Origin of the sequence: Sphingobacterium spiritivorum (genome assembly GCF_016724845.1) — a bacterium.
GTDB classification, from domain to species: domain Bacteria; phylum Bacteroidota; class Bacteroidia; order Sphingobacteriales; family Sphingobacteriaceae; genus Sphingobacterium; species Sphingobacterium spiritivorum_A.
In genome coordinates this window covers 4,417,485-4,435,021 of sequence record NZ_CP068082.1, presented here as the reverse complement: position 1 = coordinate 4,435,021, position 17,537 = coordinate 4,417,485, and the positions used below count along the sequence as shown (strand labels likewise).

Here is a 17,537-nt window from a genome sequence, read left to right as displayed (position 1 = left end):
TTTTTTCCTGTTTTGTATTTTGACAGAGCTGTCCGGAAACGGAACGGCTCTGTTTTTTTACAGCTCGGAACAAAATCAACCTGCAGACTGTTTAGGAGATATATTATATTTACGTTTACAAAATGTGCAAACAAATGGAATACAAGCATATAATAGATAGTAAGGATCTCATTATCCGGCAAGAAGAGGAACCGGATATGGCTGAAGTCTTTCACGTGAATGTTGTAGCATTTGATCAGGAAGATGAAGCAAAACTAGTGGATGCATTGCGATTGAGTAATGCCTATGTACCGAACTTGTCTTTGGTTGCCGTTTATAATGCAGAGGTCATTGGTCATGTAATGTTTACAAGAATTACTATTGAAAATGAAGGACATGCTGTCGAGAGTCTGGCATTAGCTCCTGTTGCGGTATTACCTGAATTTCAGAATATGAAAATCGGACAACGGCTAATTGATGCGGGTCTGTCTGTAGCCAGACAAACAGGCTTCAGGTCCGTTATTGTATTGGGTCACCCTGCCTATTATGCACGATTTGGTTTTGCACCCGCAATCAACTGGAATATTAAACCTCCCTTTGATGTTCCTTCAGAAAATTTTATGGCCCTAGAATTAGTGAAAGGAGCTTTAGAGCAGGTATATGGCGTTGTCAGGTATTCTGAACCGTTTGGGATAGTCTGATCCGAATAAAATCACATTTACCTTCTCCCTGCCATAGTCCTTGATTCTGCCTGTCGCAATCCCGGCTAATCCTGAAAAATTTCGTATACTTGAAGGTATATTCAGTTTCAAATAGATTTAACATATATGTACATCAGACCCGCTCAACCATCAGACTTAGCCGTTCCGGTTCTTATGCTTTTAGCAATGGAAGATATTATTTATAAATTTATCGGAAGCCGCGATCAGCAACAAGCAATTGAATTTCTTACCGGATTCTTTCAGGATACCGATAATCAATATAGTTATACCAATACATTCGTTGCTATAGATGAAAATGATAAAATAGCAGGATCTGTCACGGCCTATGACGGAGACAGACTGGACGAACTCCGTGCGCCTGTGCTGGCTGCAGTAACTCAGCACTACAAGCAACAAATTGATTTTGAAAAGGAAACTCTGGGAGGCGAACTCTATCTAGATACAGTAGCTGTAGCTCCTGATCAGCAGGGAAAGGGCGTCGGTAGCGCACTGATCAGATACATTATAGACTATGCTAAAGAACAGCAGTTTGATAAGGTAGGTTTATTAGTCGATCTGTCTAATCCTAATGCACAACGCTTGTACGAAAGAATAGGATTTCAGTTGGGCGACAAAAGACCTTTTATCGGTGGAGATTATTATCATATGTTCTACCCTGTTAAATAGCCGGACAGCTCTTGGACTTTACTACTATCCATTATCTCCGATACGGAAATGTTGTGCAGCAGGAAATTTATCAACTGCTGCAAAAACACAGAATATTTGATCTGTTGGCGGTATACCATCCTATTCTGGCAGGAACTTATCCGATTGCCATCAACATTGACTCCAGCGACCTGGATATTATTTGTGAGGTGCAGGATTTCGAAAGTTTTCAGGAATTACTAAAAAAAGAATTTGCAAACAGAGAAGATTTCTGCGTCCGGCACAAAATTATTTATGACGAGCCTTCTGTGATTTGTAGTTTTAAGCTGGACAGATTTGAGTTTGAACTTTTTGGTCAAAATATCCCCACCACCAGACAATATGCTTACAGGCATATGCTCATTGAATATAACTTGCTGAAGACACATGGTGATCTATTCAGAGAAAAAATTATTCAGCTGAAAAAGCAGGGCATTAAAACCGAACCTGCTTTTGCCCAGTTGCTCGGATTGGAAGGAGATCCTTATTTAGCGCTGTTGGATATAGAGAAACTCTGATATAATCGAAATTTACTGATTATTTCTTATCTTACATCAATGCCAGACCGCTTTGACAGGGGTACTTTTGTACTATACTACTTTAATATTTAATGATATGAGTACAAGAACAATAGAAACGGTGATAGCCCCTCAGGGAGCACACTTTGTAGGAGACGGATTTCGGGTGCACAACTTCATTCCGGGGATTGCTCCGCTAAGCATGCAACGCATGAGTCCTTTTCTTCTTCTGGATTACAATGCACCTTATATATTTCCACCATCTGATAAAATTAAAGGCGTCGGTGTGCATCCGCACAAAGGATTTGAAACCGTGACTATTGCCTATAAAGGTCGCGTAGCGCATCACGACAGCAGTGGCGGCGGCGGTGTCATTGACGCAGGAGATGTACAGTGGATGACAGCTGCATCGGGTATATTGCACAAGGAGTATCATGAAGAGTCGTTCAGTAAAAGTGGAGGAGAATTTCAGATGGTACAACTGTGGGTCAATCTGCCGGCAACGGACAAAAAAACCAATCCGAAGTATCAGGCAATTACAAATGCGGATATGAAACGTGTTCCCTTAAACAATGAAGGAAGCTATGTGGAAGTGATTGCAGGAACATATGAAGGTCATGACGGACCAGCCACGACATTCACTCCGGTGAATCTGATGAATGCTCATCTTAAAAAAGATGGAAAAGCACATTTTTCATTCCCGTCACATTACAATACAGCAGTATTGATTATCGAGGGTACCGTTACTGTAAATGGTGCAGCGGTAGACACCGATAATTTTGTACTCTTCAAAAACAATGGTGAAGAATTTGATGTTGAAGCTAAAGAAGATGCTATAGTGTTGGTGCTGAGCGGTCAGCCTATCGAAGAACCCATATTTGCACACGGACCATTTGTTATGAATACACGTGAAGAGATTATGGAAGCTTTTGATGATTATAACAAAGGCAAATTCGGATATCTGGAAGATTAAATATTCAGCGCTGTCACTCATTTTTATTAAAATCAAAACGAGATATTATGAAAGAAGAATTTTTAACAATCCCTCTGGTCAAAAATGAAACCGATCATCAATACGAAATAACGATAGACGGCAGTAAGGCTTTTATCACTTATCGTGAAAATCCGGCTATGATTACCCTTTTGCATACTGAAGTTGAACCTGCTCTGCAGGGGAATGGTGCTTCTACTGCGGTAATAGAAAAGACACTGGATGCGATAGAACAAAGTGGAAAGAAACTAAATCCACTCTGTCCGCTGGTTGTAGCTTATATCAAGCGACATCCCGAATGGAAGAGAATCGTAATAGAGCAGAGCAAATCATTAGATTAATTTTTAACTATGTCAAACATTGGATTAATAATTGAAGAGAGAGCCGCTGACATCGGCAATTTTATGGTAGGAAGACTGCTTCCATTTATACAGAAGCGGGCAGTCGGACCTTTCGTATTCATCGACCATATGGGTCCGGCCGCATTGAAAGATTATCAAAATCTGGATGTACCTCCTCATCCGCATATAGGTTTGTCTACTTTAACCTACCTGTTTGAAGGATCTATTTTTCACAGGGACAGTATAGGTTCAGCTATAGAAATACAGCCCGGCGCTGTCAACTGGATGACAGCAGGAAAAGGTGTGGTACATTCTGAACGTACGCCGGAATACCTTCGTCATACAGATAAGCACCTGCATGGCTTGCAGATATGGGTAGCACTTCCAAAAGAACTTGAGGAATCTGAACCTACATTTACGCATGTAGAAGCAAGTGATATCCCTGCATGGGAACAAGATGGTGTACAGATAAAACTGATCGCCGGTGAAGCTTTCGGAAAGAAATCACCTGTGCCGGTACACAGTCCCTTATATTTTATTGAGATAAAAAGTACAAAAGCAGCAAAATTGAGCATAGGAAATGATCTGTTTGGTGAAAGCGGACTTTACATTCTGGAAGGGGAAATCAAAAGTGAAGGGAACACGTATACCCCTAAACACATTTTGATTGCAAAAGATTCTAAGTTATGTGAATTTGAGATCGGAGAAAATACAACTGTTTATATTTTTGGTGGAGAAGCCTTTCCGGAACAAAGGTATATTCACTGGAATTTTGTGAGCTCAGACAGAACCCTGATCGAACAGGCTAAACATGACTGGAAAGATCAGAAATTTCCAAAAGTTCCGGGAGAAACAGAATTCGTGCCCCTGCCGGCTTCTTCTCTGAAGTAGCCAATGCAGTTAAGATAAAAGAAGCTGTCTCAAAAGTAAAGTCAAATCCTTTGAGAATTACATATCTGAAATGATGCTATAGGGAGGTACGTGTAAAATAGCATAAAAATGGGGCAGTCCACTTTTTGGACAGCCCCATTTTATGTATAGACATCTTCTCCGAAGTTCTATTTTAATAACTCTTCTAATTTTCTATGCAGCTCCTCACCTCTCAGATTACTTGCCAGAATCTTTCCGTCAGGACCGATCAGGTAATTTTGCGGAATAGAGCGTATGCCATATAATTTGGCAGCAGCATTATTCCAGAACTGCAGATCACTGACATGTGTCCATGTCAACTGATCTTTTTCAATAGCTTGCAGCCAGTTTTCTTTTTTACCAGGTTGATCCAGAGAAACACCTAAGACAGTGAAGTTTTTGTCTTTATACTTTTGGAATGCAGCTACGACATTCGGATTTTCAGCACGGCATGGACCACACCAGGAAGCCCAGAAATCCAGTAACACATATTTGCCTTTAAAATCAGAGAGTTTTACAGGTTTATCATTCACATCATTCTGTGTAAAATCCGGAGCTGATGAACCAATAGTAGTTGCTTTAGCTGCAGCAATCTGTTGAGCAAATGACTGGCCGGCAGATGTATTTTTTATTTCAGCAGTGAGTTTATTATATAGTCCTTCTAATTTTACTACGTCAAAATCCTGATAAGATATATCCTGAATAGCCATCAAACTAAAATATGATGCCGGATTACTCTTTGCATAATTTTCCTGTAATGCGGATTTCTCATTCGCATATTTCATATACTCATCACGCAGGGCATTTGAATACGTTGTATCCTTCTGCTGTTCTTCAGTTGAATTTCTAAACTTTGCACTTACACGGTTCATTTCGCTGTTAACCGTTTTGAGCAGTTGCGCATATTGGCTGTACTGATCCTGAATAGCCGTCCCCTTTACGCTTGCATTTTTGATCGAATCTGCGATATGGACTGTAGTCTGACCCTTGTCGACATAGATCGTTAATGCATCGGAGGGAGCCCCGTTTTTTTTACGTCCTTCATGTTCATGATCGTATATCAGAAACACTGCAGTAGGTCCGTCTACCTTACCCTGAAACTGGAATGCTCCGTCTTTTACATCCACTGAATCCAGTACCTGCATTTTCGCGTTGCGGATAGAAAGATATATTTGTGATTTTTCTTTTGGTTTTTCGATCTTTCCAACGATCGAATACGTATCGCTCTGTGCAGAAGCCAGTACAGGCAGACTGAGGAACAGCGCGATGGCAGTCTTTTTTATCATATATTCAAAATTAGTAATCCGTATAAAATTATAAGTTTAAGCTCATGATTCAAAATGCGGAAAATAAAAACGGGGCTTTCGCCCCGAAGTTATCAGTCATTCAATATAAGTTCGATTACAGGTATTTCCACATTAGGTTTTACAACGGGCAGATCCATAATCAAATCTCCCTCTCCTGCCGTTATAGCCATATGTTCTCCGGCGGCTGCACTGCTTCTGGAGGTATATTTAATCTCTGAATTATCGTGCAGAAACTGTGCATATTTAACTTTATCCTTAAAGCCCGGCAGATATAATGTTTTAAACGGCCACTGTAATAAATGAATATACATTCGCTTGGTTTCAGGATTGTATGTCAGATAGGTATTATCCGGCTTTTGGAATCCTTCGGGAGCTGCTGTACATCCGTAGATTGATTTACTGTTGTATTTCATCCATTGTCCCATTTCCTCCAACCGATTTGTAGCCCTGTCATCAAAGTAGCCACGGGCTGTAGGTCCGACATTTAACAGCAGATTGCCACCTTTGCTCACCACTTCGATCAGCATAGCGATAAGTTGGTTTGTACTTTTCCAGGTATTTTCATCTCTGTGATATCCCCAGGAACCTGAAAAAGTTTGGCATGTCTCCCAAGCCACTTTCTTTCCGTTATGTTCCGGCCATTTATTTGGCATAAACTGCTCCGGAGTCTTATAATCCCATCCCCAGTCTTTATCCATCAGATCTAGCCTGTCATTCATAATAATTTGCGGCTGAAGCTCTCTGGCCAGCTTGACAAGTCCTTCACTATCCCAGTCAGCATGTCCTTTACCGTCTTTTCCAGGATAAGAAAAGTCCCAAAACAGCATATCAATTTTACCATAATTCGTAAGTAACTCACGCACCTGATCTTTCAGAAACTTGCGATAGTTATCCATATTACGGTTAGCATTACTTTTTCTTGCCTCCTGATTGTTGCGTAGCGCATGTGTCCCATCAATTGTAAAATCAGGATGATGCCAGTCAATGACAGAATAGTAAAATCCTACTTTCAGACCTTCAGCACGACAAGCCTCGACAAATGGTTTTAACAGATCCTGTTTGGCAGGAGTATTCGGAGCTTTATAATCGCTTACTTTTGTATCCCATAAGCTGAATCCTTCGTGATGTTTTGCTGTAATAACGACATATTTCATCCCGGCTTTTCTGGCATAAGCGGCCCATTCTTTTGGATTGTACAGATCAGGATCAAACAGATTGAAATATTTATCTTTATACTTCTCCGTGCTCATTTGCTCCATCTGCTGGATCCATTCATGACGAGCCGGCACAGCATACAATCCCCAGTGAATAAACATTCCGAAACGATCGTGTGTCCACCATTTCATTCGGTTTTCTTTGTCATCATTGGCTTTCTGGGCCCAGGAAGGAGTTTTATCTTGTGCATGTAACTGGCTGACAGATAACAACCCCAGCATCAGACACACCTTCAGGAAACTTCGTTTTTTCATAGTATTTGCGTTTATATTGGCTCTATCACAATATTAACGAAAATCCATTAAACTGACAAGCACACAATTTACGCAATCGATTGCTCAATCATCCTATATCTGACATAATCATGATAATAGCTATGTTCTTCATTTTCTGTTTTTTATTATTTTTGAAGTACGATTTGTTATAATAATCGAACCCAATAAATAGCCAGATAATTCCCTTCTCATTTGGCAATCGTATATCTCCCATCAAACATTTTAACAATAATCCGAATACAGCTTACACTAATCAAAATTATCAAAGAGCAAACTACCTTTAAAAAGAAACAAAACTCATATGAATACCATTGAAAGAAATAATTTTTATATCGTGACGGGTGGTCCCGGTGTAGGAAAGACTTCCTTATTAGAAACTCTTGCTCACGATGTACAAATCGCGGCTGAAGTAGCCCGTACTATCATTAAAGAACAGATACAAGGTAATGGTCAGGCTCTTCCATGGGTAGACCAACAGGCATACGCAAAACGGATGTTTGAGTACTCCTTACGCGACTTTCTATATTTCAATAGTCAGAATCACAATCAAATTACCTTGTTTGACCGCGGACTACCCGATACGTTATGCTATCTAGAAATGCTTGGGAAAAATATCCCGGTACAGATGGATACGGCAGTCAGAAACTATCGCTACAATCCTGTGGTATTTATTCTACCAGCATGGAAAGAAATCTACGAACAGGATCAGGAACGAAAACAATCCTGGGAGGAAGCAGAACAGACTTATTATTATATGAAGCAAACTTATGAGAAATATGGATATAGGTTGATTGATGTCCCTAAAGCATCCCTTGAAGAACGCAGAAGCTTTATACTTGATCAACTGCACTTACTCTAAAGCATGCTAAATCACTGACAAGATTTCCATAAAACTGACATTTTTATCAATATAGTCAAAATGTCATATTTTTTCTGATCTTTTGTCGTCACCATCAAAAACGAACAAACCCATATTTTTGAAAAATATAAAATTGATTTTCAATGAGATAAGAAAGAATATTCAGAAAAAGCAATTTTTATAATTCTGGCACGTTTGGAATGGCACAAACATTGACTATTAGTATCAAACGGTCAAAAAGTAAACATAGAATGATCGTTGATTAATTAGTTAAATACAATTTAAAAATTTGTAAACATGAAAAAATTATTCTTAACATTAACTGCCATTACAGCTTTAACATTTGCAGCTAACGCACAAACAGAAAAAGGTAAATTCATTGTTGGAGGTCAGGTTGGCTTCTCTACTTCAAAAATTCAGGATACAGATATCAAAAGCAGCAGCTTTTCTATTATGCCACAGGTAGGTTATTTCGTAAGTAACAACTTCGCAATAGGTACAGGTATTGGTTATGAATACAACAAATCAGAAACTACAACTGAAAATGTAAATGACGCATTCAAAGTGGCTCCATACGGACGCTACTACCTGGGTGAAGGTCCGGTTAAGTTCTTCGGACAATTAACAGTGCCAATGGCATGGGGTAATCAGAAAGTAGATGATGTAAAAACAAACAAAATTACAAATTACGGAGTTGAAGTGGCACCTGGTTTTGCATACTTCCCTACTTCTAAAATCGGAATCGAATTTAAAGTAAGAGGTTTGTACTATAATCATGGTCAGGTGGAAAACATTGCTACAGATACAAAAGTGAAAACAAATTCATTCGGTCTGGATGCAAATTCTTTAGCACCTACAATCGGTGTACAGTTCCACTTTTAATAATTAATAATTACAAACAAACGGAGAATGAGGTATCTCGAAACAGATATCTCATTTTTTTGTGCTTCTGACCTGCTATTGCCATCACCTCTGAACTTTTTTCGAAGAAAACTTTTAAGATCAGCCGAAGCCTTTGACCGAAATTCTATCGCTGGTTTAATGGATGTGAGCTGCAACAGGACAAAGTCTAATAGCAGATTTGTAAAAATAAAAAAGTCCGCAAACCGAGCGGTTGCGAACTTTCTATTAACCAATTATAAACTTAAATTATGAGACTACAAATATAGGTGTTGAAACATTAAAGACAAAATATTTTTGCATTTTTTTGCAGGTTTCAACTATCTGTCGACTTCTCCAAGCACAATATCAATTGAGCCTAATATTGCAATCAAATCAGCGATCAATACACCTTTCCCTAATTCTGGTAATACAGAAAGATTATTGAAACTGGGTCCTCTTGATTTAACTCGTTTGGGAATGTCGGTTTTATCCTGTGCTACAAAATAGAAACCCAATTCTCCTTTCGGATTTTCGGCCCTTACATAATAATCCTGAGCTTTGATATTTACCTTTTTCGGCACCAATGCTCTTGGATCAAAATCTGTCGTCCGCTGAAAATCCTTTTGAAGACGCTCCAGACATTGCTCAACAATACGTACCGATTCTTTTATCTCATCTACCCGCACCTTATACCGATCCCAGCAATCACCTAATTTTCCCATTTCTCCTTTTCCGACAGGAATATTAAATTCTAGTTCAGGATATACAGAATATCCGTCAGCTCTTCTAAGGTCCCACTTTATACCGGAAGCTCTCAGCATAGGACCCGAACATCCGTAATTAATAGCCACATCTGCGGGCAGCGCTCCGATGTTGGCAGTTCTTGAAATAAATATCTGATTCTGAGTCAGCAACTCATCCAGTTCAACCAGTTTAGGCTTAAAATAGCTTACAAATTCAGTGCAACGCTCTTCAAACCCTACCGGAAGATCATAGAAGAGTCCGCCTATCCAGATATAATTATATAGCATACGGGAACCCGATGCCCATTCCAGCATATTCATAATATGCTCGCGATCACGAAAACACCACATAAACGGTGTAAATGCTCCTATATCAATACCATATGTACCTATTGCTATAAGATGCGACGCAATACGGTTCAACTCACAGACTAAGACACGTATGTATTCTACACGCTTTGGAATTCTGCTATCCAGTCCCAGCATACGTTCTACCCCCATTACATAGGCATGGCTGTTATTCATGGAAGCCAGATAATCCAGACGATCCGTAAAAGGTATAGTCTTGGTATAGTTGACAGATTCAGCATGTTTATCAAAACAGCGATGCAGATAGCCCAGATGAGGAATAATATCTTTTACAATTTCTCCGTCTGTGATCAGCTCCAGTCGCAATACACCATGGGTTGAAGGATGCTGAGGCCCCATATTGATCACCATCTCCTGCGAACCGATCGCTGCTATCCTGTTTTGATAATTGGTAAATGCCTGATTATATACTTCGTTTGTCATCGAATCAAAAGAGAGTTAATTGATATTAATACCATGATACTGCTCCGGATCCTGGTAATCTTTACGCAGAGGGAATCCCTCCCAGTCATCAGGAAGCAAAATTCTTCTCAGATCCGGATGGTCTGTAAAAAATATGCCCATCAGATCGAATGCTTCACGTTCGTGCCATTCGGCCGTTTTCCAGACAGCAGATACTGAAGGTAAAGATGGGAGAATCTCCAGATCCCGGACAGCTGCCAGCTCTGTCTTCAGTGTGAGTTGAAGCTGATAAGGAATAGAAGCTAAATGGTAAACTACTGTGAAGGTGTCTGCCGGGAAATCATCTACAGCAGTAATGTTTGATAGAAAATCGAAATATGTATCTGAACAATCCCGCAGAAACTGACATACTTTTACCAGATTTTCAGGCAGTATATATAAGGCTGGTTGAAGACCTGTAGCCTGTTCTTTTACAATAACGGATCCGTCAAACTGGCGGATAAGCAATGTTTTAATATCTTCAAAGGTCATTTTTTTAAGGTGCTAATCGGGTAATCTTCCATGAGTCTGAAACTTTCGTATACAGTAAGCGGTCATGCAGTCTGCTGCTTCGCCCCTGCCAGAATTCAACCGCTACAGGACGCACCAGATAACCTCCCCAGTGTTGCGGGCGGTCTGCAACATCCTGATCCGCATACTGACGGCTCAGTTCATCCACCTTACTTTCCAGGTAAGCTCTATTTGGAATAGTCTTACTCTGTGGAGAGGCAATGGCTCCGATTTGACTGCCTTTTGGCCGGGATACAAAATATTCATCAGAATCTGATGAAGGAAGTTTCTCTATTAAACCCTCTATTCTGACCTGTCTTTGGAGTTCAGGCCAGAAGAATAAAAGAGCAACATGACAATTTTCTACAACTTCATGTCCTTTGCGACTGTTGTAATTGGTAAAAAAACTAAATCCGTTATCTTTCAGATCTTTCAGCAATACAATTCTGGAGGAAGGAAAGCCTTGGGTGGATACAGTTGCTAATGACATCGCATTTGGCTCCATTACTTCGGCATGTAAAGCTTCATTAAACCATTTTTCAAATTGTGCAACAGGATCCGGATTAATCTGGTCTTCTGACAATTCATTCAGCGTATAATCCACTCGTATAGCTGCTATATCTTTATGTATTATTGACATGATAGGAATAGTTGTCTACTTGCAAACTTACTAAAAAAGTGCTCTTTTTTTATCTCCTTAATGTATTTATTGATTTTTTAAAGACATATATTTCTCTTAATCACTATATTTATCACAAAGAAAGGAGATAAAGCTATGTTTAATGAATTACAACCGCAGAAAGGTAGTCTTTTGGTTTCCGAACCCTTTATGCTCGATCAGAATTTTAAACGGTCTGTCATTCTATTAGCCGATCACAATGAGACCGACGGTACAGTGGGTTTTATATTAAATCAGCGAACGCAGCTTATGCTGTCCGATGTCTTTCAGGATGTAGAGCGGGAAGCTGACTTTCCGATCTATCTGGGAGGTCCTGTAGAATGTGAAGCGCTGTTTTTTATTCACAAAGCATACGACCTGCTACTCAGTGGTGAACATATTATTGATGATGTATATTGGGGCGGAGATATAGAGTTGCTACTCCGATTAGCTAAGGAAGAAAAAATCACGTCCGATGAAGTGAAATTTTTTATCGGATATTCCGGATGGAGTCCTTCCCAATTGGATCGGGAGATTAAAGAAAACAGCTGGGCTGTAGACAACAAATTCAATAAGGATCTCACTTTTATTACGGACGGAGAAGATTTGTGGAAACAGGCACTTATCAGTATGGGACAGAAATATGCCCATGTTGCTAATTTTCCGCAGTCACCCGAGTTAAACTAAGACGGATCCGTAAATGTGATATCGTTAACCTAGTTCATTTATCAAATATCTACCTCCGCTGTTCAGAAAGCACTTACCAAAGACTAAAACAGTGTTAGCTGCCTGTTTATCTGTCGGTCAGGATCTTCACCAGTAAAATTCGAAACCCCGACGCCCAATAACCGTACTTTCATTTCGGTCAATGAAACTTTGTTCAGAAGCTCAGAAGCGATCTGATAGAGTACCTCCTCTCCTGTCACAACATCTAAAGCCGTCATGCTTCGCGTAGCCTGGCTGAAATCAGAAAATTTTACTTTTAAGGTAACAGTCTTACCTGCAAGCTCTTTTGCATTCAACCGTTTAACAAGACGTACGGACAACTCCTTCAGGATGTCTTCCAGCACCTGTATATCTGCAATATCCTGTGCAAAGGTATCTTCCACACTGATAGATTTTGTTTGCCTGTTAGGTTGTACAGGCCGGTTGTCTATACCCCGTACGATATTGTAAAAAAATTCGCCCGTTTTACCAAAGTGTCTGGTCAGTGCTTCCTGTGTCCATTGCTTCATATCCGCCCCTCTGTAAATACCGAGTTTTTTCATCTTTGAGGCCGTTACTTTACCGACACCAAAGAATTTTTCGATAGGCAGATGCTCCATAAATGCCACCACTTTTGAAGGCCCTATAAAGGTAAGGCCATCTGGTTTGTTAATGTCAGAAGCTATTTTAGCTACAAATTTATTTACCGACACTCCTGCTGATACAGTCAGATTCAACTCTTCCTGAATCTCTTGTTTAATTTGTCTTGCAATATCTATTGCCGATCCTATCCCCTGCTTATCTTCTGTGACATCCAGATAAGCTTCATCCAGAGAAAGAGGTTCGATTAAATCTGTATACCGGAGAAAAATTTGTCTGATCTGCTGTGACACTTCTTTATATATATCAAAGCGGGGACGTGTAAAGATCAGATCAGGGCACAATTGCAGTGCCTGACGCGAAGACATCGCAGATTTGACGCCATACTTCCGGGCTTCATAGCTTGCTGTAGCCACCACTCCCCGTCCGTCCGGAGATCCGCCAACAGCAAGCGGCTTGCCACGCAATTCAGGAAAGTCACGTTGCTCTACAGAAGCATAGAATGCGTCCATATCCAAATGAATTATTTTGCGCTGGATTTCCAAATTGTTTTAAAACAGGATCAAAGTAAGCATAAGTAGCTAAACAAAATTAGCCTTAAAATATTATTGAAAAAACTTATGTTTGTAAAAAAATCATGGAACAATTCTTAAAGCTGATCAATCAGGCAGGACTATCTTCTCAGGTGGTTACTGATCTTTCACTTGTGGTAGATGATAAACATATTACACACGGATGTATATTTAATGTAAAAGTAGATCGTAAGAATTTCAAATTATTTGTTCCCTCCCCTTTGCATGAACCCTTGCTGGCTGATGGAAAAAAACCTTTATTGAAAGAAATTATTCAAATAAAAGAGGTAATGTTGCTCAAATAAGCAACCTATGCTCTTTTACTCCGCATAGCACGTGTATGCTGCAAGGCAGGATCTTCCGATAACTTCTTGTAAGCAGCTGTTTCTTTTCCATGTAACGCCATTCTTCCCGATTCATCAAAATGGATACCCCAACCATACAGTTTGGTCAATGGGGATGTACGCATACAAGCCTGTCCTTTGCTGAAAAAGTCTGATCTCACAGACGGGTCTTCCCTCTCAAAGCCATTCTTATCTGCATATAACCAGAAAAGCACATCATCCGAAGTGTATGCATAAGGATGAGCCAGAATAAGATCCAGTTGCTGTTGCGCAATAGTTGGTTTATTTCCCCTCTGCGGAGGAATTGTTCCGGTTATGGCAGTGCTGTCTTCTGCTACCTCGATAAAAGTATTAAAGTAATTCGTTGTGTATGTTTTCATTGAGTTGCATCAGGTTTTCCATAGCTTTTGAGGTGAGTTCATGTACCCTCACTTTTAATTCCGAAGGCTCTTCAATCTCGGCCACATCTGCAAACATCATAAACCAACGGGCAAAATCTTCACACATATAAGCCGTCATAAAAGTCAGTCTTACCTTTCCACCCCCTAGTTTTTCTTCAGATACGAACCCGTACGCATCCCGCTGCCACACTAAATATTTAGCGATCTTTGCATCCAGTGAGATGACTACTTTTCTTTTCTCTACATCCTGTCTTTTATGTAAAAACTCACTTATAGAAGGGTGTTCCATGTCAAAGGCATCTTCCAGTACATCCAATCGCTGTATACGGTCCGTTCTGAACTGTCTGTATGCCTTACGTAGATAACAATATGCTATCATATACCAGAATTTATTCTCGTGGAATATGCCCACCGGCTCTATAACTCTTGTTTCCGGATGTTCGCTTTCAATAGTCTGGTAATGCATCCGGACTTTTTTCTTTCGTGATATACTTTCAAAAAGTACAGACAATGCATTAGGAACTAATTTATTCAGATTTTTGCTATTGGATTGTATCAGTACCTGAGATTCCAGACTCGAAAGCAGGTCTTTTTCCATCGATTTGAGTACAGCTTTTATTTTGATTATAGCGGACGAAAAATGCTCCTGTATACCCTGATCTACATATTGCTGCATAAGCTTTTCTGCAGCCACAAAACTTGTCGCTTCCTCACGGGTAAACATAATCGGCGGTAGACGGTAACCTTCCATCAGGGAATATCCCGTTCCTGCTTCTCCAAAGATAGGCACTCCGGAAGCCTCCAATGTCCTGATATCACGATATATTGTACGTAAACTCACATTGAAGCGGTCAGCAAGTTCCTGTGCCCTTACAACTCTTTTAGATTGCAACTGGATCAGAATAGCGACCGTACGGTCAAATTTTTTAGGCGAATCATCATTCATACAACGTCTAAAGTTAAGGCTTTTTAGATATAATGAACAACCTATTTTTTCTTCCTGTATAGAAATGCCATTTAATGTTTAAACAGTATTTCAATAAATTTATGACAAAAAACACCCCGAAGGAGTGTACCTTTGCCCGCACATTATTACGTTATAAAATGAACAAAGGACTTATAGCTTTAGCATTCGGTGGTCTGGCAATCGGGATGACAGAATTCACCATGATGGGCATTCTGCCGGATATTGCTAAAGATCTGAAAATAGAAATTCCTGTAGCTGCCAATCTTATTGCTTTCTATGCCTTAGGTGTAGTGGTAGGTGCTCCTACGCTAGTTGCTTTCAGCTCTAAATATTCTCCAAAGAGTGTACTATTATTTTTAATGTTATTGTTCTTTATTTTCAATGGACTGTTTGCGATCTCTCCGGACTATAACACGTTGTTGCTTACCCGCTTTGTCTCGGGATTACCTCACGGTGCATTTTTTGGTGTAGGATCGGTAGTAGCGGCTAATCTGGCAAAGAAAGGTAAAGAAGCACAGGCTATATCCGTCATGTTTACAGGAATGACCATTGCCAATCTGGCCGGAGTGCCTATTGGAACATATATCGGTCATCATTTTTCATGGCGAATAACGTATGCTATTATCAGTAGTCTTGGTTTACTGACATTCCTGACCCTGAGCATTTGGCTGCCGAGACTTAAAGCGAATAAAGACAGTAATATACTCAGCCAGATCTCTTATTTCAAAAAATGGTATTCCTGGCTTATCATTGCGATAATATCCATTGGTACGGGTGGTTTATTTGCCTGGATCAGCTATATTGCACCTTTAGTTACAAAGGTTTCCGACCTAGATCCGGACAGAGTTCCTTACATTATGGTACTGGTAGGCTTAGGTATGTTTTTCGGAAATCTGCTGGGAGGAAAATTAGCAGACAGCATTTTGCCCACCAAAGCCTCCATGGCTAGTTTTGCAGCAATGGCTGTCTGTCTCGTTATTCTGTTCTTTGTATCCCATATAGACTGGCTGGCATATGTCATGGCCTTTATTACAGGTATGATATCTTTTACAATAGGGCCATGTCTGCAAATGATGCTTATCAATAATGCTAAAGGAGCGGAGACATTTGCAGCTGCAGCCGGGCAGGCAGCTTTCAATATAGGAAATACTTTCGGCGCATTTTTCGGGGCCATTCCTATTACAATGGGATTGGCTTATAATTATCCCTCTCTTGTCGGTGCAGGAATGGCGAGCATAGGCGCTTTACTGACATTTGTATTCCTGAAAACATATGTATTAAAGAAAAAAGATGCAGTTGAAAAAAGCGAGATTATAGTCTGATCAGCGGGATTTTCTACACATTTTTTCCGTTTATAAAACTTAACACATACGCCCTATTTTAAGTAAAAGGTACGTATCTTTGTAAGACATGAATATTAACAGTTTATTAGAGCGTGCCTTAAATTTTGAATTCCTGTCCAAGGAAGAAGGCATCTATTTATATCACCATGCTGCCACTGCAGATCTGACTTACGTAGCTAATGAATGCCGCAAAGTACAGGTTCCGCATGGAAAAGTGACCTGGCAGATAGACCGTAATGTCAATACGACCAACGTCTGTATTGCTAATTGCAAATTTTGTAATTTTTTCAGACGACCGGGGCATGACGAAAGCTACATCACTGATATAGAAACCTATAAGCAAAAAATAGAGGAAACCTTCAAATACGGAGGAGATCAGCTGTTATTACAGGGTGGTCATCATCCCGACTTAGGACTGGAATTCTATGCAGACATATTTAAAAAATTAAAAGAATTATACCCGACCCTGAAACTTCATTCTTTAGGGCCTCCTGAAATTGCACATATCGCCAAACTGGAAGGGATGACTCATATTGATGTACTCCGACACCTCAAAGAATCCGGACTGGATTCTCTGCCGGGCGCCGGTGCAGAAATACTAAATGACCGTGTCAGAAGACTGATCTCTAAAGGTAAGTGCGGAGGTAAGGAATGGCTGGATGTCATGAGGGCAGCTCATCAGCTCAATCTGCCAACATCTGCAACTATGATGTTTGGACATATTGAAACCATAGAAGAGCGTTTTGAGCATTTGGTATGGATACGTGAAGTTCAGTCTGAAAAACCACAGGATGCATACGGCTTTATCGCCTTTATTCCCTGGCCTTTTCAGGATGACGGTACACTTCTGAAACGTTTGAGAGGAATCACAAACGACGTTACAGGAGAAGAATACATCCGTATGATCGCACTTAGCCGAATCATGTTGCCTAATATAAAAAATATACAGGCTTCATGGCTGACTGTAGGCAAGCGCACGGCAGAATTATGTCTTCATGCAGGAGCAAACGATTTTGGATCCATCATGATTGAAGAAAATGTAGTGTCTGCAGCAGGGGCTCCTCACCGCTTTACATCAAAGTCTATTCAGGACGCTATTCGCGAGGCAGGTTTTGAACCTCAATTGAGAACACAGACCTACCAGTTCAGAGATTTACCTGAACATATGGAAGAACAGGTAATCAATTATTAAAAAAATAAAT

20 protein-coding genes are annotated in these 17,537 nt (G+C 40.1%); 12 read left to right on the top strand and 8 right to left on the bottom strand.

Annotation, left to right across the window (positions count from 1 at the left end; translation table 11 throughout):
- Positions 1 to 134: 134 nt before the first annotated feature.
- The 6 genes from I6J03_RS18840 to I6J03_RS18815 all read left to right on the top strand — a co-directional run bounded on the left by I6J03_RS18840 (position 135) and on the right by I6J03_RS18815 (position 4,126).
- A complete protein-coding gene (locus I6J03_RS18840; RefSeq protein WP_232279596.1) occupies positions 135 to 680 on the top strand; it encodes a GNAT family N-acetyltransferase in 546 nt (181 codons plus the stop codon).
- Positions 681 to 806: 126 nt separating this feature from the next.
- The gene (locus tag I6J03_RS18835; RefSeq protein WP_003002903.1) at positions 807 to 1,367 is read left to right on the top strand and encodes a GNAT family N-acetyltransferase; all 561 of its coding nucleotides are present in this window, start codon (positions 807 to 809) and stop codon (positions 1,365 to 1,367) included.
- 11 nt (positions 1,368 to 1,378) lie between these two features.
- Positions 1,379 to 1,903, top strand: a complete 525-nt coding sequence (locus tag I6J03_RS18830) for a DUF4269 domain-containing protein (protein ID WP_039989472.1) — start codon at positions 1,379 to 1,381, stop codon at positions 1,901 to 1,903.
- 97 nt (positions 1,904 to 2,000) lie between these two features.
- The gene (locus tag I6J03_RS18825; RefSeq protein ID WP_003002907.1) at positions 2,001 to 2,876 is read left to right on the top strand and encodes a pirin family protein; all 876 of its coding nucleotides are present in this window, start codon (positions 2,001 to 2,003) and stop codon (positions 2,874 to 2,876) included.
- Between the two features lie 47 nt (positions 2,877 to 2,923).
- Positions 2,924 to 3,235 (top strand): GNAT family N-acetyltransferase, encoded by a 312-nt coding sequence (locus tag I6J03_RS18820; RefSeq protein WP_003002909.1) that lies wholly within the window; start codon positions 2,924 to 2,926, stop codon positions 3,233 to 3,235.
- Positions 3,236 to 3,244: 9 nt separating this feature from the next.
- Positions 3,245 to 4,126 carry a pirin family protein gene (locus I6J03_RS18815; RefSeq protein ID WP_003002910.1) on the top strand — a complete coding sequence of 294 codons (882 nt, stop codon included), beginning with the start codon at positions 3,245 to 3,247 and terminating at the stop codon, positions 4,124 to 4,126.
- 167 nt (positions 4,127 to 4,293) lie between these two features.
- Here the strand turns inward: I6J03_RS18815 and I6J03_RS18810 are convergent, their stop codons facing one another.
- Complete coding sequence (locus I6J03_RS18810) at positions 4,294 to 5,430, bottom strand: TlpA disulfide reductase family protein (RefSeq protein ID WP_201693891.1); 1,137 nt, start codon at positions 5,428 to 5,430, stop codon at positions 4,294 to 4,296.
- 92 nt (positions 5,431 to 5,522) lie between these two features.
- Positions 5,523 to 6,920, bottom strand: coding sequence for an alpha-L-fucosidase (locus tag I6J03_RS18805; protein WP_003002916.1), 1,398 nt, complete (start codon positions 6,918 to 6,920; stop codon positions 5,523 to 5,525).
- A gap of 322 nt (positions 6,921 to 7,242) precedes the next feature.
- On the opposite strand from I6J03_RS18805, the gene I6J03_RS18800 reads away from it, so the two are divergent.
- On the top strand, positions 7,243 to 7,800 hold the full coding sequence (locus I6J03_RS18800) for an AAA family ATPase (protein ID WP_003002920.1): 558 nt from the start codon (positions 7,243 to 7,245) through the stop codon (positions 7,798 to 7,800).
- A gap of 297 nt (positions 7,801 to 8,097) precedes the next feature.
- A complete protein-coding gene (locus I6J03_RS18795) occupies positions 8,098 to 8,682 on the top strand; it encodes an outer membrane beta-barrel protein (protein ID WP_003002922.1) in 585 nt (194 codons plus the stop codon).
- A 338-nt stretch (positions 8,683 to 9,020) separates the two neighbouring features.
- Here I6J03_RS18795 and I6J03_RS18790 read toward each other — a convergent pair whose 3' ends face one another.
- The 3 genes from I6J03_RS18790 to pdxH are packed head-to-tail and all read right to left on the bottom strand — an operon-like array spanning position 9,021 to position 11,385.
- On the bottom strand, positions 9,021 to 10,217 hold the full coding sequence (locus I6J03_RS18790) for an NADH-quinone oxidoreductase subunit D (RefSeq protein ID WP_003002924.1): 1,197 nt from the start codon (positions 10,215 to 10,217) through the stop codon (positions 9,021 to 9,023).
- A gap of 15 nt (positions 10,218 to 10,232) precedes the next feature.
- Positions 10,233 to 10,727, bottom strand: coding sequence for an NADH-quinone oxidoreductase subunit C (locus I6J03_RS18785; RefSeq protein ID WP_003002925.1), 495 nt, complete (start codon positions 10,725 to 10,727; stop codon positions 10,233 to 10,235).
- Positions 10,728 to 10,731: 4 nt separating this feature from the next.
- Positions 10,732 to 11,385 (bottom strand): pyridoxamine 5'-phosphate oxidase, encoded by a 654-nt coding sequence (pdxH, locus tag I6J03_RS18780; RefSeq protein ID WP_003002926.1) that lies wholly within the window; start codon positions 11,383 to 11,385, stop codon positions 10,732 to 10,734.
- A 135-nt stretch (positions 11,386 to 11,520) separates the two neighbouring features.
- On the opposite strand from pdxH, the gene I6J03_RS18775 reads away from it, so the two are divergent.
- The gene (locus I6J03_RS18775; RefSeq protein WP_002995664.1) at positions 11,521 to 12,090 is read left to right on the top strand and encodes a YqgE/AlgH family protein; all 570 of its coding nucleotides are present in this window, start codon (positions 11,521 to 11,523) and stop codon (positions 12,088 to 12,090) included.
- 83 nt (positions 12,091 to 12,173) lie between these two features.
- On the opposite strand, the gene dinB is transcribed toward I6J03_RS18775, so the two are convergent.
- The gene (gene dinB, locus I6J03_RS18770) at positions 12,174 to 13,220 is read right to left on the bottom strand and encodes a DNA polymerase IV (protein WP_050767763.1); all 1,047 of its coding nucleotides are present in this window, start codon (positions 13,218 to 13,220) and stop codon (positions 12,174 to 12,176) included.
- Positions 13,221 to 13,345: 125 nt separating this feature from the next.
- Between dinB and I6J03_RS18765 the strand changes: the two genes are divergently transcribed.
- Positions 13,346 to 13,585, top strand: a complete 240-nt coding sequence (locus I6J03_RS18765) for a hypothetical protein (protein WP_003002930.1) — start codon at positions 13,346 to 13,348, stop codon at positions 13,583 to 13,585.
- Positions 13,586 to 13,590: 5 nt separating this feature from the next.
- Here I6J03_RS18765 and I6J03_RS18760 read toward each other — a convergent pair whose 3' ends face one another.
- Positions 13,591 to 14,004 carry a DUF6157 family protein gene (locus tag I6J03_RS18760; protein WP_003002932.1) on the bottom strand — a complete coding sequence of 138 codons (414 nt, stop codon included), beginning with the start codon at positions 14,002 to 14,004 and terminating at the stop codon, positions 13,591 to 13,593.
- Positions 13,976 to 14,971 carry a helix-turn-helix transcriptional regulator gene (locus I6J03_RS18755; protein ID WP_003002933.1) on the bottom strand — a complete coding sequence of 332 codons (996 nt, stop codon included), beginning with the start codon at positions 14,969 to 14,971 and terminating at the stop codon, positions 13,976 to 13,978. The genes I6J03_RS18760 and I6J03_RS18755 overlap by 29 nt, the downstream gene beginning before the upstream one ends.
- Before the next feature lie 101 nt (positions 14,972 to 15,072).
- On the opposite strand from I6J03_RS18755, the gene I6J03_RS18750 reads away from it, so the two are divergent.
- Positions 15,073 to 16,314, top strand: a complete 1,242-nt coding sequence (locus I6J03_RS18750) for an MFS transporter (RefSeq protein ID WP_232279597.1) — start codon at positions 15,073 to 15,075, stop codon at positions 16,312 to 16,314.
- Between the two features lie 88 nt (positions 16,315 to 16,402).
- Positions 16,403 to 17,527, top strand: a complete 1,125-nt coding sequence (locus I6J03_RS18745) for a CofH family radical SAM protein (protein WP_003002935.1) — start codon at positions 16,403 to 16,405, stop codon at positions 17,525 to 17,527.
- Positions 17,528 to 17,537 lie beyond the last annotated feature (10 nt).

What these genes read in the sequence shown, in the direction of transcription:
- I6J03_RS18840 (WP_232279596.1), top strand. Translation starts at nt 135, where the DNA reads ATGGAATACAAGCATATAATAGATAGTAAGGATCTCATTATCCGGCAA.
- I6J03_RS18835 (WP_003002903.1), top strand. Translation starts at nt 807, where the DNA reads ATGTACATCAGACCCGCTCAACCATCAGACTTAGCCGTTCCGGTTCTT.
- I6J03_RS18825 (WP_003002907.1), top strand. Translation starts at nt 2,001, where the DNA reads ATGAGTACAAGAACAATAGAAACGGTGATAGCCCCTCAGGGAGCACAC.
- I6J03_RS18820 (WP_003002909.1), top strand. Translation starts at nt 2,924, where the DNA reads ATGAAAGAAGAATTTTTAACAATCCCTCTGGTCAAAAATGAAACCGAT.
- I6J03_RS18815 (WP_003002910.1), top strand. Translation starts at nt 3,245, where the DNA reads ATGTCAAACATTGGATTAATAATTGAAGAGAGAGCCGCTGACATCGGC.
- I6J03_RS18810 (WP_201693891.1), bottom strand. Translation starts at nt 5,430, where the DNA reads ATGATAAAAAAGACTGCCATCGCGCTGTTCCTCAGTCTGCCTGTACTG.
- I6J03_RS18805 (WP_003002916.1), bottom strand. Translation starts at nt 6,920, where the DNA reads ATGAAAAAACGAAGTTTCCTGAAGGTGTGTCTGATGCTGGGGTTGTTA.
- I6J03_RS18800 (WP_003002920.1), top strand. Translation starts at nt 7,243, where the DNA reads ATGAATACCATTGAAAGAAATAATTTTTATATCGTGACGGGTGGTCCC.
- I6J03_RS18795 (WP_003002922.1), top strand. Translation starts at nt 8,098, where the DNA reads ATGAAAAAATTATTCTTAACATTAACTGCCATTACAGCTTTAACATTT.
- I6J03_RS18790 (WP_003002924.1), bottom strand. Translation starts at nt 10,217, where the DNA reads ATGACAAACGAAGTATATAATCAGGCATTTACCAATTATCAAAACAGG.
- I6J03_RS18785 (WP_003002925.1), bottom strand. Translation starts at nt 10,727, where the DNA reads ATGACCTTTGAAGATATTAAAACATTGCTTATCCGCCAGTTTGACGGA.
- pdxH (WP_003002926.1), bottom strand. Translation starts at nt 11,385, where the DNA reads ATGTCAATAATACATAAAGATATAGCAGCTATACGAGTGGATTATACG.
- I6J03_RS18775 (WP_002995664.1), top strand. Translation starts at nt 11,521, where the DNA reads ATGTTTAATGAATTACAACCGCAGAAAGGTAGTCTTTTGGTTTCCGAA.
- dinB (WP_050767763.1), bottom strand. Translation starts at nt 13,220, where the DNA reads ATGGACGCATTCTATGCTTCTGTAGAGCAACGTGACTTTCCTGAATTG.
- I6J03_RS18765 (WP_003002930.1), top strand. Translation starts at nt 13,346, where the DNA reads ATGGAACAATTCTTAAAGCTGATCAATCAGGCAGGACTATCTTCTCAG.
- I6J03_RS18760 (WP_003002932.1), bottom strand. Translation starts at nt 14,004, where the DNA reads ATGAAAACATACACAACGAATTACTTTAATACTTTTATCGAGGTAGCA.
- I6J03_RS18755 (WP_003002933.1), bottom strand. Translation starts at nt 14,971, where the DNA reads ATGAATGATGATTCGCCTAAAAAATTTGACCGTACGGTCGCTATTCTG.
- I6J03_RS18750 (WP_232279597.1), top strand. Translation starts at nt 15,073, where the DNA reads ATGACAAAAAACACCCCGAAGGAGTGTACCTTTGCCCGCACATTATTA.
- I6J03_RS18745 (WP_003002935.1), top strand. Translation starts at nt 16,403, where the DNA reads ATGAATATTAACAGTTTATTAGAGCGTGCCTTAAATTTTGAATTCCTG.